This is a genomic window from Flavobacterium panici, assembly GCF_903819335.1.
GTDB classification, from domain to species: domain Bacteria; phylum Bacteroidota; class Bacteroidia; order Flavobacteriales; family Flavobacteriaceae; genus Flavobacterium; species Flavobacterium panici.
The window spans coordinates 141,860-155,260 of sequence record NZ_CAIJDE010000032.1 but is presented as its reverse complement, the minus strand read 5'-3'; the positions used below and the strand labels follow the sequence as shown (position 1 = coordinate 155,260).

13 protein-coding genes are annotated in these 13,401 nt (G+C 34.1%); 11 read left to right on the top strand and 2 right to left on the bottom strand.

Features of this window, described 5'->3' with window-relative positions; translation table 11 throughout:
- The first annotated feature begins 2 nt into the window (after positions 1–2).
- The 8 genes from accB (at position 3) to FLAPXU55_RS05640 (ending at position 5,728) form a co-directional block, all read left to right on the top strand.
- On the top strand, positions 3–491 hold the full coding sequence (gene accB, locus FLAPXU55_RS05675) for an acetyl-CoA carboxylase biotin carboxyl carrier protein (protein ID WP_053473304.1): 489 nt from the start codon (positions 3–5) through the stop codon (positions 489–491).
- A gap of 109 nt (positions 492–600) precedes the next feature.
- Entirely contained in the window at positions 601–1,950 is a 1,350-nt protein-coding gene (gene accC, locus FLAPXU55_RS05670) for an acetyl-CoA carboxylase biotin carboxylase subunit (protein WP_053473303.1), read from the top strand.
- A gap of 683 nt (positions 1,951–2,633) precedes the next feature.
- Complete coding sequence (locus tag FLAPXU55_RS05665) at positions 2,634–2,930, top strand: hypothetical protein (protein ID WP_180856913.1); 297 nt, start codon at positions 2,634–2,636, stop codon at positions 2,928–2,930.
- A gap of 69 nt (positions 2,931–2,999) precedes the next feature.
- Positions 3,000–3,296, top strand: a complete 297-nt coding sequence (locus FLAPXU55_RS05660; protein ID WP_053473301.1) for a hypothetical protein — start codon at positions 3,000–3,002, stop codon at positions 3,294–3,296.
- Positions 3,297–3,323: 27 nt separating this feature from the next.
- Entirely contained in the window at positions 3,324–3,614 is a 291-nt protein-coding gene (locus FLAPXU55_RS05655; RefSeq protein WP_053473300.1) for a hypothetical protein, read from the top strand.
- A 22-nt stretch (positions 3,615–3,636) separates the two neighbouring features.
- Complete coding sequence (locus FLAPXU55_RS05650; protein ID WP_053473299.1) at positions 3,637–3,933, top strand: hypothetical protein; 297 nt, start codon at positions 3,637–3,639, stop codon at positions 3,931–3,933.
- A 16-nt stretch (positions 3,934–3,949) separates the two neighbouring features.
- Entirely contained in the window at positions 3,950–4,246 is a 297-nt protein-coding gene (locus FLAPXU55_RS05645) for a hypothetical protein (protein WP_053473298.1), read from the top strand.
- Positions 4,247–4,375: 129 nt separating this feature from the next.
- Positions 4,376–5,728 (top strand): sigma-54-dependent transcriptional regulator, encoded by a 1,353-nt coding sequence (locus FLAPXU55_RS05640; RefSeq protein ID WP_180856912.1) that lies wholly within the window; start codon positions 4,376–4,378, stop codon positions 5,726–5,728.
- On the opposite strand, the gene FLAPXU55_RS05635 is transcribed toward FLAPXU55_RS05640, so the two are convergent.
- Complete coding sequence (locus tag FLAPXU55_RS05635; protein WP_180856911.1) at positions 5,725–8,166, bottom strand: ATP-binding response regulator; 2,442 nt, start codon at positions 8,164–8,166, stop codon at positions 5,725–5,727. The two genes, FLAPXU55_RS05640 and FLAPXU55_RS05635, sit on opposite strands and share 4 nt — an antisense overlap.
- A gap of 180 nt (positions 8,167–8,346) precedes the next feature.
- Positions 8,347–10,248, bottom strand: a complete 1,902-nt coding sequence (locus tag FLAPXU55_RS05630) for a S9 family peptidase (protein ID WP_180856910.1) — start codon at positions 10,246–10,248, stop codon at positions 8,347–8,349.
- Between the two features lie 293 nt (positions 10,249–10,541).
- Between FLAPXU55_RS05630 and FLAPXU55_RS05625 the strand changes: the two genes are divergently transcribed.
- Genes FLAPXU55_RS05625 through FLAPXU55_RS05615 form a run of 3 tightly spaced genes read left to right on the top strand, consistent with a single transcriptional unit; the run spans position 10,542 to position 13,385 of the window.
- Positions 10,542–11,654: an NAD(P)/FAD-dependent oxidoreductase gene (locus tag FLAPXU55_RS05625; RefSeq protein WP_053473447.1), complete on the top strand. Its 1,113-nt coding sequence runs from the start codon at positions 10,542–10,544 to the stop codon at positions 11,652–11,654.
- On the top strand, positions 11,654–12,439 hold the full coding sequence (gene mtgA / locus FLAPXU55_RS05620) for a monofunctional biosynthetic peptidoglycan transglycosylase (protein ID WP_053473294.1): 786 nt from the start codon (positions 11,654–11,656) through the stop codon (positions 12,437–12,439). The genes FLAPXU55_RS05625 and mtgA overlap by 1 nt, the downstream gene beginning before the upstream one ends.
- On the top strand, positions 12,429–13,385 hold the full coding sequence (locus FLAPXU55_RS05615; protein ID WP_180856909.1) for a lipid A deacylase LpxR family protein: 957 nt from the start codon (positions 12,429–12,431) through the stop codon (positions 13,383–13,385). Before mtgA ends, FLAPXU55_RS05615 begins: the two co-directional genes overlap by 11 nt.
- Positions 13,386–13,401 lie beyond the last annotated feature (16 nt).

The window sequence follows — 13,401 nt, the reverse complement described above, 5'->3', positions numbered from 1 at the left end:
TTATGGATTTAAAAGAAATTCAAAACCTAATCAAATTTGTAGCAAATTCGGGAGTTGCAGAAGTTAAGTTAGAAATGGATGATGTAAAAATCACTATTAGAACAACTTTAGAAGGAAATGTTACTGAGACTACTTATGTACAGCAATTACCAGCTCAGGCTGCATTGCCGCAAGCTACACCGCAAGTTACAGCTCCAATAGTTGTAAATACTGCTGCTGAAACTCAGGCGCCTGCTGCTGCAGATTCTAAATATGTTACTATAAAATCTCCAATCATTGGAACATTCTATAGAAAACCATCTCCAGATAAACCAGTTTTCACAGAAGTAGGAAGCACTATCGCAAAAGGTGATGTTCTTTGTGTAATTGAAGCAATGAAATTATTCAACGAAATCGAATCAGAAGTTTCAGGTAAAATTGTAAAAATTCTTGTTGACGATATGTCACCAGTTGAATTTGATCAACCTTTATTCTTAGTAGATCCATCATAAATAAATTTAGATTTTAGATTTTAGATTTTAGAAGGATTCGAAAGAAAATTTTGTTAACCATCTAAAATTATCTAATTATCAAATTGTCTAATTATCTAATTAAAATAAGATGTTTAAAAAAATATTAATTGCGAATAGAGGAGAAATTGCACTTCGTGTAATTCGTACATGTAAAGAAATGGGAATCAAAACTGTAGCAGTTTACTCTACAGCCGATGCAGAAAGTCTACATGTTAAATTTGCTGACGAAGCGGTTTGTATTGGACCTCCTCCAAGTAACTTATCGTATTTAAAAATGTCAAATATTATTGCTGCTGCAGAAATTACAAATGCAGACGCAATACACCCAGGATACGGTTTCCTTTCTGAGAATGCTAAATTCTCAAAAATTTGTCAAGAGCACGGAATCAAATTTATTGGTGCGGCTCCTGAAATGATCGACAGAATGGGAGATAAAGCTTCTGCAAAAGCTACAATGAAAGCTGCAGGAGTTCCTTGTGTGCCAGGTTCAGACGGATTGTTAGAATCTTTTGAACATGCACAAAAAACAGCAGCTGAAATTGGTTACCCAGTTATGATGAAAGCTACTGCTGGTGGTGGTGGAAAAGGAATGCGTGCAATCTGGAAAGAAGATGAGCTTTTAAAAGCTTGGGAAAGCGCACGTCAGGAAGCTGCTGCCGCTTTTGGAAATGACGGAATGTACATGGAGAAACTTATTGAAGAACCACGTCATATCGAAATTCAGGTTGTTGGAGATTCTTACGGAAAAGCGTGTCACCTTTCTGAAAGAGATTGCTCTGTACAGCGTCGCCACCAAAAACTTACTGAAGAAACACCTTCGCCTTTCATGACAGATGACTTGCGTACAAGAATGGGAGAAGCTGCTGTAAAAGCTGCTGAATTCATTAAATACGAAGGAGCTGGAACTGTAGAATTTCTTGTAGACAAACACAGAAACTTCTATTTCATGGAAATGAATACTCGTATTCAGGTTGAGCACCCAATTACTGAACAAGTAATTGATTACGATTTAATTCGTGAGCAAATTATGGTTGCTGCCGGAATTCCTATTTCAGGAAAAAATTACTTACCAGAATTACACGCTATCGAATGTCGTATTAATGCTGAAGATCCTTATAACGATTTTCGTCCTTCACCGGGAAAAATTACTACGCTTCATATGCCAGGAGGACACGGAGTTCGTTTAGATACTCACGTTTACTCAGGATATAGCATTCCGCCAAATTATGATTCAATGATTGCTAAGTTAATTACAACAGCGCAGTCTCGTGAAGAAGCAATCAGCAAAATGCGCAGAGCTCTTGACGAATTTGTAATTGAAGGTGTGAAAACTACAATCCCTTTCCACAGACAATTAATGGATGATCCAAAATATATTGCAGGAGATTATACAACTGCCTTTATGGATACTTTCAAAATGAAACCCATTGAGGAATAATAAATAAAAAAGCTGTCGAAAAATCGACAGCTTTTTTATAATCAAATTTCAACCCGACAGTTTTTTAAACCTGTCGGGTTTGTTTTTTATATCCATACATTAAACCGGATTAAAATCCGCCAAATAATACTTCAAGCCGAAGGCTCATTAAAACTTCCGAAGGAACAAATTATTTTGTAGAGCTGAACTTCAGTCCAGTTTAAGCAAAAGGATGTTATTTGTTATTGCATAAGAATATTTGATTGGTAGAAAAAAAAATATTAATGTATTTGCATTGTGTTTTTCAAAATGAATAGCCCGGAATAATTTAAAGCCCTCAATCGATGGCCTTTTATTTTTAGAAATTTCATCTATTAAACCGGACTGAAGTCCGGCTCTACAATATAGTTCGAGCCGAAGGCTCTTTCAAAAGTTCCGAAGGAACAAATTATATTGTAGAGCTGGACTTCAGTCCAGCTTAAACAAAAAGATAAATAGCGAAGTATACACAAAAAGTGTATACTTTTTACACACTTCTGCCTTAAAGTATACACTTTTACACTATTTGAATTTTTGGCACATTTTAAGCAATTCCTTTATTTATAGACTTTAAGCAGGTTTTAAGGTTGCTATTTGGTTTTCGGCACAATAGTTTCTTTATCTAAAGTGTAAACAAACTATTAACTATTTAAAATATACACATTATGAAAAATTTATTCTTATCAGCCGCGATCGTTTTAGGAGGTTTAACATCATTTGCTTCAACTTCTCCAATAACGAATTCTATTGTAAAAGTTGTTTCAGTTGCAGACGACTATGTTGAAATTAAATTAGAAGAATTACCAGCTCCAATTACTGAAGCTTTGAAAAAAGCTTATCCTGACGCAGTAATTACTAAAGCTTACAAAAATGAAAAGTCAGAATATAAATTGGATGTAACAGTGGGCGACAAAGTAGGAAATCTTTTTGCTAATGCTGACGGAACCTGGATTAAAAAATAATCCCGTGTACCGTGAAAATCCAAATTAAAAATACTAAGATTAAATTACGAATATTAAAAAATAATTATCATGAAAAATTTATTTTTATCAGCCGCAATCGTTTTGGGAGGTTTAACATCATTTGCTTCAACTTCGCCAATTACAAATACTATCGTAGAAGCAGTATCATTTCAAGATGATTATACTGAAGTGAAATTAACAGAAGTACCGGCAGCGGTAACAGATGCTCTTAAAAAAGCATATCCGGACGCAGTTCTAAATAAAGCATACAAAAACAGTGCTTCTCAATACAAATTAGAAGTAACAGTTGGAGACAAAGTAGGTTCTCTTTATGCTAATGCCGATGGATCTTGGGTAAAAAAATAAAAAACTAACCCTAAAAAAACTATTATTATGAAAAAGCTAATATTATCGGCAGCAATCCTGTTAGGAGGGCTGTCAATGCAAGCAGGAAATACTGTTTTAACCACCACGACAGTAAATACAATAAACTACCAAGATGATTATAAAGAAGTCGACGCTGTACCAGCTGCGATTAAAAAATCACTTGATGAAGCTTATCCAGGTGTAAAATTGGACAAAGCTTATGTGAATTCGAAAAAAGAATATAAAATTGAGGTTACAGTAAGAGGCGAAAAATCAATCGTTTATACTGATGCCGCAGGAACTATTCTTAAAAAATAATAACTCTAAATCTTAAAGCATTATGAAAAAGTTAATCTTATCAGCAGCGATTATTTTAGGAGGTTTGTCTCTTCAGGCAGCAGCTCCATTACAATCAAATTCAGTAGTTAAATCGGTAAACGTTCAGGATGAATATACTGAAGTTGCTCCAGATGCCGTACCGGCAGCTGTAAAATCTACAATTGAAAAATCGTTTGTAGGTTCTAAACTGGAAAAAGCATGGAAAAATGCTAAAGACGAGTACAAACTTGAAATTTCAAAAGAAGGTAAGAAATATACTTTTTTTACTGATGCTTCAGGAAATATCATTAAAAAATAATTAAACACAGAGCAATATGAAAAAGTTAGCCATCTCAGCAGCTATTCTTTTAGGATGCTTATCAATTCCTGCAATAGCAGAGATAACTCCAAATAAAGTAAAAACGACGGTTTCTGTACAAACAGAATATACTGAAATTAGCACAGATGTTGTTCCGGCAGCTGTAAAGACTGCTCTGCAAACCGCTTATCCAAATGCAAAACTGGAAAAAGCGTATGTTAATGATAAAAAAGAATACAAATTAGAAATATCGGTTGGTGACCAAAAGGCTACTGTGTATTCAGATGTCAATGGCAACTGGTTGAAGATATAATTAGGTGAAATTAGATTTATGTTTTTGGTGAAAAAGAGATTGCATTGTGCAATCTCTTTTTTTTTCGCATAATTTTAAGAAATTATAACTTTAATAGTATTATTTTAGCAAAAAAGTCCCTCCAGTCACATGTCAAAGATATTAGTAATAGAAGATGATATTTCATTTTGTAAATTATTAGAGAAATTTCTAGTAAAAAACCAATACGAAGTAAGCGTCGCGTTTTCTGCATCAGAAGCCAGATCGGCAATCAAAAATGAATCTTTCGATTTGATTTTGACAGATCTTCGCTTGCCTGATTCTGACGGAATTGTACTAATGTCAGAAATCAAGAATTCACATCCTGAAATTCCGGTGATTTTAATGACGGGATATTCTGATGTAAATACGGCTGTAAAAGCAATTAAAAACGGCGCGGCCGATTATATTTCGAAACCTTTCAATCCAGATGAGGTTTTATTGGTTATTACAAATGCATTGAAAACTTCAGAAACTGAAGAAGAAAATGAAGCTCCGGTTAAACAAAAAAAATCGGTAAAGAAATCAGTTTCTGCCGAAAATGAATTTGTACGCGGAATTTCTGTCGCTTCAAAAAAACTTTTAGACCATATTCAATTGGTAAGTCCAACAGATATGTCGGTTTTAATCATCGGCGAAAGCGGAACGGGAAAAGAAATTATTGCGAAAAGTATCCATCAGCAAAGTAATAGAAAAAACAACAATTTTATTGCAGTCGACTGCGGAGCCATTCCGAAAGAACTGGCAGCAAGCGAATTTTTCGGACATTTAAAAGGATCTTTCACCGGAGCAATCAGCGACAAAATGGGATATTTTGAAGCAGCAAACGGCGGAACTCTTTTTCTGGACGAAATAGGAAACCTTTCATACGAAAACCAAATTCAGTTATTGCGTGCACTTCAGGAAAGAAAAATTAAACCTGTTGGAAGTAATAAAGAAATAAACGTCGATATCCGCATTATTACCGCTACAAACGAAGATTTACGTGAGGCAGTAAAAAACGGCGATTTTAGAGAAGATTTATACCATAGAATCAACGAATTCTCTATTCAGTCTCCATCTTTAAAAGATCGCGACGAAGATTTAATGGTTTTTGCTGATTATTTCCTTGAAAAAGCCAATCAGCAATTGAATAAAGACATTATTGGATTTTCTCCGGAAGTAGTTTCTATTTTTCAAAATTACAACTGGCCGGGAAATTTACGTGAACTACAAAACTGCGTAAAACGTGCCACACTTTTAACACAAGGAGATTTTATTGAAAGCGATGTTTTGCCAATTGAATTTTTCCAATCTCAAAAACAAGCAGGTTTTAGTGGCAGCTTTTCTTTATCAGATAATGAAAAAGAAGCCATTATCCAAGCTTTGAACAGAACACAGAATAATAAATCGGAAGCGGCGAAACTGCTTAAAATTACCAGAAAAACGCTTTACAATAAATTAAAGCACTACAATATCGATTAAACGATTTCTTGTTCTAAAACGGCAAAAAGCTTGTTTGTTTTTGCTTTAAGCGCTTCAAAAATATCTTTAGAATCTGCAATTTCAAGATTATTTTGTTCCAGTGTTTTTAATAGAATGCTAACATCTCGCGATTCTATTTGTCTAAACATAGGCGCAATTCGATGCGCTATCGAATTTATTTCAGGAACATTTTTTTCATGAATCGCATTTTCCAGCAAATCTAAATTTTCATTACTGCTTATTATAAAAGCTTTTAATACATCGTTTAAAGCATTTTGATCATTCCCTAAAAACTCTTTCAAAGTATCTAAAGTATACAATTGGGAAGAAACTGTTTCCTCAACTTCATTTATTGCTGCTTTTGGCAATGTATCATGATCCAGAATATGCTGAATTGTTTCCAGTAATATTTTTGGCGAATATGGTTTATTTACAACTGTGGTAAAACCGGCTTCATCATAAACGGCAGCGTCTAAATCTGTTCTTCCGGTTAAGGCAATTACAGGCTGATTTTTATAAATATCTTTTTCAGAATTTCGAAGACTTTTCAAAAACATAAATCCGTCCATTTCCGGCATTTGAATATCGGTAATCACAAAATCAAAATTAGTATTCTGGATCGCTTCTAATGCTTTTACAGCATTGCTAAAAGATAAAACCTGATGCCCTTCTTGTCTTAAAACGCCGCTCGTTAAATTCAGCAGATTAATATCATCGTCAATTACTACGAAAGTCTGTTTTGTCGTATTTCGTGCAATGTTTCTTTTTATTTCTTCAACCGTAATTTCGCTTTGATCCAGAATTAAAGGAATTTTTATTTCAAACGTACTTCCTTTACCAAAAGTGCTTTCGAGACTTATTCTTCCGCCCATAAACGAAATTATCTTTTGGCAGATAGAAAGACCTAAACCAGTTCCGCCATATTTCTTTTCGATATTTTCATTTGCCTGAGCAAACTCTTCAAAAACTAATTTTTGATTTCCTTTTTCAATTCCAATTCCGGTATCTTCAATTGTAATAATAAAAAAGTTTTCATTTTCGCTCACATACGAACTGATTTTAATATGACCTTCTTCTGTAAATTTATAAGCGTTCCCAATAATATTGGTTAGAATTTGTTTCAGTCGAAACGGATCTCCAACAACTCTTGTGTGCAGTTTATCATCTACATTAATAATCAAATCAATGTTTTTTTCTTTGTAAACCGTTTGAATATTTCGAGCCGTATCTTCAATAAGTTCAGGAAGATAAAACGGAACTTTTTCAATCGTAATTTTTCCTGCTTCGATTCTGGAGAAATCCAATAAATCCTGAACTAACTGTGTAATATATTCAGATGAATTTTTGATGTTTTTAATAAAATAAGATTGTTTGGTATTAACATCAGAATTTCCTAAAAGTTCAGAATAACCTACAATCGTACTTAAAGGAGTTTTTAAATCGTGGCTTACCGTCGAGATTAACTGTTCGCGGCTTTTTAATAAATTCTTAGTTTTAAAATTCGCAATTTCAAGCTGTTTTTTATACAACTGAGATTTCGAATAATCACTCACAATTAAAACAGAAAAAAACAAAGTCAAAATTAAACCCGCAATAGCCGAAGCCGTTACAATCTCGTTGACTTTTTTAAGTGATTTTTCTTTTAAAGAATTGTTTTTTATCGAATTGATGATAATTTCCCTTTCGATAATTCGAAGTACTTTTCTAAGCTGTTCAGAAATGGCAATTTCGTTTTTCAGCAATTTGTTTTCCTCAAAATTCAGTGTTTCTTTTTTCTTTTCGGCTTTTTCTTTTACGTTGCTAAGCAGTTTTTTAGAATTGGCCAAAATAGAATCCGAAGCCTTTTTACTCAACGTGTTCGTGCTGTCATCCGGAATATTCTGATTCAAATAATCTACATATTTCTGCAGTACATTTCGCTGGTAACTTCCCAATTCATTTGGGTTTTTAGTAAAATCCTGAAGTTCCAGTTTTCGAAGATTAAACTCCATTTTGGTAATTTCGTCAATAGCATTATTGACCGAAACTTCGTCTTCGGCTTTATTTTTGATCGTTTTTAATTGTCGGATATTTTCTGTTTTTTCAGATAATAAATACGTCACACTATCCAATAAAACTTTCTGATATTCTGTAGTAACAATTTGTTTTAAAGTATCAATTCTCGCTTTTAAAGAATCGGTTTCGACAAGATAACTTTTAAAATCTGTTTCAGAATTGGTTTGAATTGTTTTTCTGGCTAAACTTTCGGTCTTATAAACATTCGAAAACAACTTACTTACGCGGAGAATTTTAGTTTTTTCCTGAGCAATTTTATCTTCGAGTTTATTATAAACCACGTTTTCAGAATACAGAAACCATCCCACAGTAACCACCAAAGCAAGTAATGCAACATAGCTGAATAAAACCTTAAGTGCTGTATAACTTTTTTTGCTTTCCATAGTGTTTATTTGGCGTTTACGAAGTTTACTAAAATTACAATTCCCCGCAATTTATTTAAAATTTCCATTTAAGAAAAGTAAATGCAAATCAAATATTTACATAATTCAAAGGTTTTAAAAATAAAATAACCGCAGATTATATAAATAATACTGCGGTTAAGTTTATTTTAATTTTATGATTTAAAGCGTTTCGCTCAGCCATTTAAAAAATTCGCCTTGCCAAACCTGAGCATTTTGTGGTTTTAAAACCCAGTGATTTTCATCTGGAAAATACACAAAACGGCTTTTGATTCCTCTTAACTGCGCTGCCTGGAAAGCTTCTTGTCCTTGCCCAATTGGTACACGGAAATCTTTTCCTCCCTGGAAAATCAAAATTGGTTTATTCCAGTTTTGAACTAAAGTTGCCGGATTAAAAGTAGTATAAGCTTTTTGAGCCACAGCATTATCTTTTTCCCAATATGCTCCGCCAAAATCCCAGTTGTTAAAGAAAACTTCCTCAGTAGTTCCTAACATTGAAACTGTATTGAAAACACCATCGTGAGCGATAAAAGTTTTAAAACGGTTTTTATGAATTCCTGCTAAATAAAATACAGAATATCCTCCGTAACTTGCTCCAACACATCCTAAACGGCTTTTGTCAACATAGCTTTCTTTAGCAACATCATCAATTGCAGAAAGGTAATCGTCCATAACTTGTCCGCCCCAGTCTTTACTAATTTGCTCGTTCCATTCAACACCATGCCCCGGCATACCGCGACGGTTTGGCGCCACAACTACATAACCTTTTGCCGCCATTAAAGAGAAATTCCAACGGAAAGAATACGATTGTGTCAACGCACTTTGAGGTCCGCCTTGACAGAACAATAAAGTTGGGTATTTTTTAGAAGCATCAAAGTTTGGAGGTAAAATAACCCAAACTAACATTTTTTTACCATCAGTTGTTGTAACGTAACGTTTTTCTGTTTTGCTTAATGCTAAAGTTTTGTACGTTTCAGTATTGATATTTGAAAGTTGTTTCCAAGTGTTTTTCTTCAAATTAAAAGAAAAAATCTCACCAGCATGATTCATATCCGTTCTCGTAACGATGATATCATCTCCAGAAAAACCAACTAAATCATTTACGTCAAAATCACCATTTGTTAACTGACGAACCTGAATCGCGATTTTAGTTAAACCCGGAAAATTAACAGAGAAAAGTTGTTTTGTTCCGTCAATTGGCGCAACAAAAAATACCGTTTTTCCGTCTTTACTCCAGATAAAATTATCTACAGTTCCGTCCCAATTTGCCGTTAAGTTCGTCTTGATTCCTTTAAACTCAACAATAATATCGTTTTTGTCCGACTCGTAACCATCACGTTTCATTTGCAACCAAGATAAATTTCCTGTTGGAGAAAATTGCGGTGCTGTATCATAACCTAAATTATCTTCGGTTTTATTGGTTGTTTTTTGAGTTTCTAAATTGTACTCATAAATATTCGTGTTTGTAGAAACTGCATAAGCCGTTCCTGCTTTTTTCTTGCACACATAAAAAATACTTTTGCTGTCTGGCGACCAGATATAATCTTCGTCACCGCCAAAAGGTTTTTGCGGAGAATCAAAAGTTTCACCTTTCAGGATGTCGATTCCTTTTGCACCGTCTTTGTTTTCTTTATAAAAAACGTGATTAAATTTTCCTTCGTTCCAGGTATCCCAATGACGATAATCTAAACCATCATAAATTTGAGCATCTGATTTATCTAACTTCGGATAAAAATCTTTACCTAAAACATTGTCGATTTTTACTTCTTCATTATAAACTAAATATTTTCCGTCTGGCGAAACATTTTTATCTGCTAAAACGTCTTTCGTGTCTTTAATTTCAACTGCATTTCCTCCGTTTACAGGAATAGTATAAAATTTAGAATGCGATTTGTTTTCTTCTACAGAAGGCGTTGAAACCTTAAAAACTACATTTTTTGCATCTTTAGAAATTCCAAGCGGAGTAACTCGGCCTAATTTCCATAACAATTCCGGAGACATAACATTCTGCCCGATAGCGTTTAAACTCATCATTATTAAGGTTGTTAATAATACTTTTTTCATAATAAAAATTCTATTTTTTTGTGCGCTAAAAATACAACATTTAAATCCCAATCAGTTAAATTTCAAATTCCAATTTATTGTTAAAATTCCAATTATGAAATTCCAAATTCCAAAAACGTTGCCTTAAATTTTTATTCGCCACGAATTCACGAATTATTTTTTGATAATCTTTGAAAATAAAAATAAGCACTATTAAAAAATCAATAACAAAGATTGGAATTTGGAATTTAAAAAATTTGTAATTTAACCCAAGATTGGAATTTGGAATTTAAATATTGGAATTTAATAAAGATATGGAACTAAGTTATTGGGAACTAAAAAACTGGTTCACAGATATTGATTATACAATTGTGGGCAGCGGCATTGTTGGCCTGCATACTGCTTTACGCTTACGCGAAAGATTTCCTGCTGCGAAAATTTTGGTTCTTGAGAGAGGAATGCTTCCGCAGGGCGCGAGTACAAAAAATGCTGGTTTTGCCTGTTTCGGAAGTCTTTCGGAAATTTTAGATGATTTAAAAACGCATTCAGAAGAAGATGTTGTCGCGCTTATCGAAAAACGCTGGAAAGGTTTGCAATTACTCCGAAAAAGATTAGGAGATCAGGCAATTGATTTTAAACCTCACGGCGGATATGAATTGTTTTTGAAAGAAGATGAATTTGGATTTAGTGAATGTATTTCGAAACTGCCTTTTATAAACGAAATTTTAAAACCACTTTTTAAGGCCGATGTTTTTTCTAAAGAAACAGACCGTTTCGGATTTGGGAATATTCATGATTATTTAATTTTTAATCCGTTTGAAGCGCAAATTGATACCGGAAATATGATGCAGGAATTATTGAAGCAAGCGGTTTCGGCAGATATTTTAATCCTGAATCAGCAAACCGTAACTTCTTATGCTGATGCTGGAAATCATGTTGAAGTGGTACTTAACGATTTTAGTTTTAAAACCAATAAATTACTTTTTGCCACAAATGGTTTTGCAAATACTTTGACAAATGGAGCGGTGAAACCCGCGCGTGCTCAAGTTTTAATTACAGAACCTATTAAAAATCTGGATATAAAAGGTACTTTTCACTTGGATCGCGGTTATTATTATTTCAGAAATATTGGCGACCGAATTTTATTTGGCGGAGGCCGAAATTTAGATTTTGAAACGGAAACGACGACCGAATTTGGTCAAACAGAAATTGTTCAAAATAAATTGGAAGAGTTGCTGAAAAATGTAATTTTACCAAATCAGGATTTCCAGATCGCGCACCGTTGGAGCGGCATTATGGGAATTGGAAATAGTAAAAGTCCTGTTGTTTCTCAATTGTCTGAAAACGTGTTTTGTGGAGTACGTTTAGGCGGAATGGGAGTAGCGATAGGCAGTTTAGTAGGAACAGAATTAGCAGATTTAATATAATGGCAGCAGCGAAGAAACCAGCACCAAAAAAAACAACAACCGCAAGTAAACCAAAACCAAAAACGTCTGGAAAAAAATCAAACCGTTCTTTTGGAGAAAAGGTAAAATGGTTTTTGATTAAAACTATGTTATGGTTTTTCGGAATTTCGATAGGATCGGTTATCTTTTTTAAATACGTCCCCGTGCCTTTTACACCTTTAATGCTTATTCGTGCCATCGAAAATAAAATGGACGGAAAAGAAGTTTATTTTGATCACGATTGGGAACCAATTGATAAAATCTCGATGAATTTGCAAAAAGCCGTAATCGCCAGCGAAGACGGAACTTTTTTAACGCACAACGGTTTTGATTTTAAAGCATTGCAAAAAGCCTATAAAAGCAACGAACGTGGACGCCGAATTCGAGGTGGAAGTACGATTTCGCAGCAAACGGCAAAAAATGTCTTTTTATGGCAGGGAAAAAGTTATTTCCGTAAAGGTCTTGAAGCTTATTTTACTGTTTTAATTGAAATTATTTGGGGTAAAGAACGTATTATGGAAGTTTACCTAAATAGTATCGAAATGGGCGACGGTGTTTACGGCGCGTATGCAGCGACAGAACATTGGTATCGTAGAGATGCTTCGAGTTTAACGCCAATGCAGGCTGCGGGAATTGCGGCAATCTTACCAAATCCGAGAAAATTTAAAGCTACAGGTTCGTCAAGTTATATTAACAGAAGAAAAGAAAGAATTGTTCGCGAGATGCGTTACGTAGGGAAAATCAATTATAGCGGGGATGGGAAATAAAAAAGCATTTTTTGCTTTTCTGATTTTGACTTCAACGTTAACTTTTGGACAAGGAAAAACTAAAGAAATAGGTTTTATAACCGACAATGATTTATACACTTCGTCTAAAAACGATATGTATTATACCAATGGTTTGGAGATTTTTTATCGTTTTTTATCCAAGAATGAAAACGAGAAAATCAATAAAAAAATAACCGAATTCAGAGTTGGGCAATATATTTATAATCCGAGGTTTATTAATAAAGAAGCCGTTGAGGTAAACGATCGCCCTTTTACAGGTTATCTTTTTGCAGAAGCCGGACGAAGCTTTTTCTATCAAAGTGAATCGGTTTTAAAAACTGATTTCCAATTGGGATATATGGGACCGAATGCTTTGGGAGAAGAAACGCAGGAAGGTTTTCATAAACTTATTGGATATAAAACAGTTTACGGCTGGGACAATCAGCTGCATAATGCTTTGGCGGTTCAGGCGCATGTTATGTATTCGAAGAAATTATTTCCATCGAAACATAACGATTTTATAGATCTTCATTTTCAGTCTGAAGCAAATTTGGGAACTATTTTTACAGGAGTTTCAACAGGATTTTTGACTAGAATTGGTTTTAAAAGACTAACTCCAATTTACGATTCAAATCTTCATGATGCTTCGGTAAATGCGAATGCGCAGCCGAATATCCGAGAATTTTATTTCTACGCCATGCCAAGCGTTAATTACCAGTTTTATGATGCTACAATCGAAGGAAGTATGTTTAACGATACAAGTCCTATAACTTTCGATTTGGTTCCGCTTCGTTTTAATGCCGAGTTTGGTTTGAAATACAGACACAATAACTTCAATATGTCGTATTCTTTTATTTACCGCGGAAGAGAATTAGAAGGCGATGTTAATGATACGAATACTGGGTACTTTTTTGGGTCGATTAGAATGGGGTTTTTGTTGAGATGAGATTCTACTAAAAAGG

Excerpts from the sequence above, each read along its gene's own strand:
- accB (WP_053473304.1), top strand. The coding sequence starts at position 3 with ATGGATTTAAAAGAAATTCAAAACCTAATCAAATTTGTAGCAAATTCG.
- accC (WP_053473303.1), top strand. The coding sequence starts at position 601 with ATGTTTAAAAAAATATTAATTGCGAATAGAGGAGAAATTGCACTTCGT.
- FLAPXU55_RS05665 (WP_180856913.1), top strand. The coding sequence starts at position 2,634 with ATGAAAAATTTATTCTTATCAGCCGCGATCGTTTTAGGAGGTTTAACA.
- FLAPXU55_RS05660 (WP_053473301.1), top strand. The coding sequence starts at position 3,000 with ATGAAAAATTTATTTTTATCAGCCGCAATCGTTTTGGGAGGTTTAACA.
- FLAPXU55_RS05655 (WP_053473300.1), top strand. The coding sequence starts at position 3,324 with ATGAAAAAGCTAATATTATCGGCAGCAATCCTGTTAGGAGGGCTGTCA.
- FLAPXU55_RS05650 (WP_053473299.1), top strand. The coding sequence starts at position 3,637 with ATGAAAAAGTTAATCTTATCAGCAGCGATTATTTTAGGAGGTTTGTCT.
- FLAPXU55_RS05645 (WP_053473298.1), top strand. The coding sequence starts at position 3,950 with ATGAAAAAGTTAGCCATCTCAGCAGCTATTCTTTTAGGATGCTTATCA.
- FLAPXU55_RS05640 (WP_180856912.1), top strand. The coding sequence starts at position 4,376 with ATGTCAAAGATATTAGTAATAGAAGATGATATTTCATTTTGTAAATTA.
- FLAPXU55_RS05635 (WP_180856911.1), bottom strand. The coding sequence starts at position 8,166 with ATGGAAAGCAAAAAAAGTTATACAGCACTTAAGGTTTTATTCAGCTAT.
- FLAPXU55_RS05630 (WP_180856910.1), bottom strand. The coding sequence starts at position 10,248 with ATGAAAAAAGTATTATTAACAACCTTAATAATGATGAGTTTAAACGCT.
- FLAPXU55_RS05625 (WP_053473447.1), top strand. The coding sequence starts at position 10,542 with ATGGAACTAAGTTATTGGGAACTAAAAAACTGGTTCACAGATATTGAT.
- mtgA (WP_053473294.1), top strand. The coding sequence starts at position 11,654 with ATGGCAGCAGCGAAGAAACCAGCACCAAAAAAAACAACAACCGCAAGT.
- FLAPXU55_RS05615 (WP_180856909.1), top strand. The coding sequence starts at position 12,429 with ATGGGAAATAAAAAAGCATTTTTTGCTTTTCTGATTTTGACTTCAACG.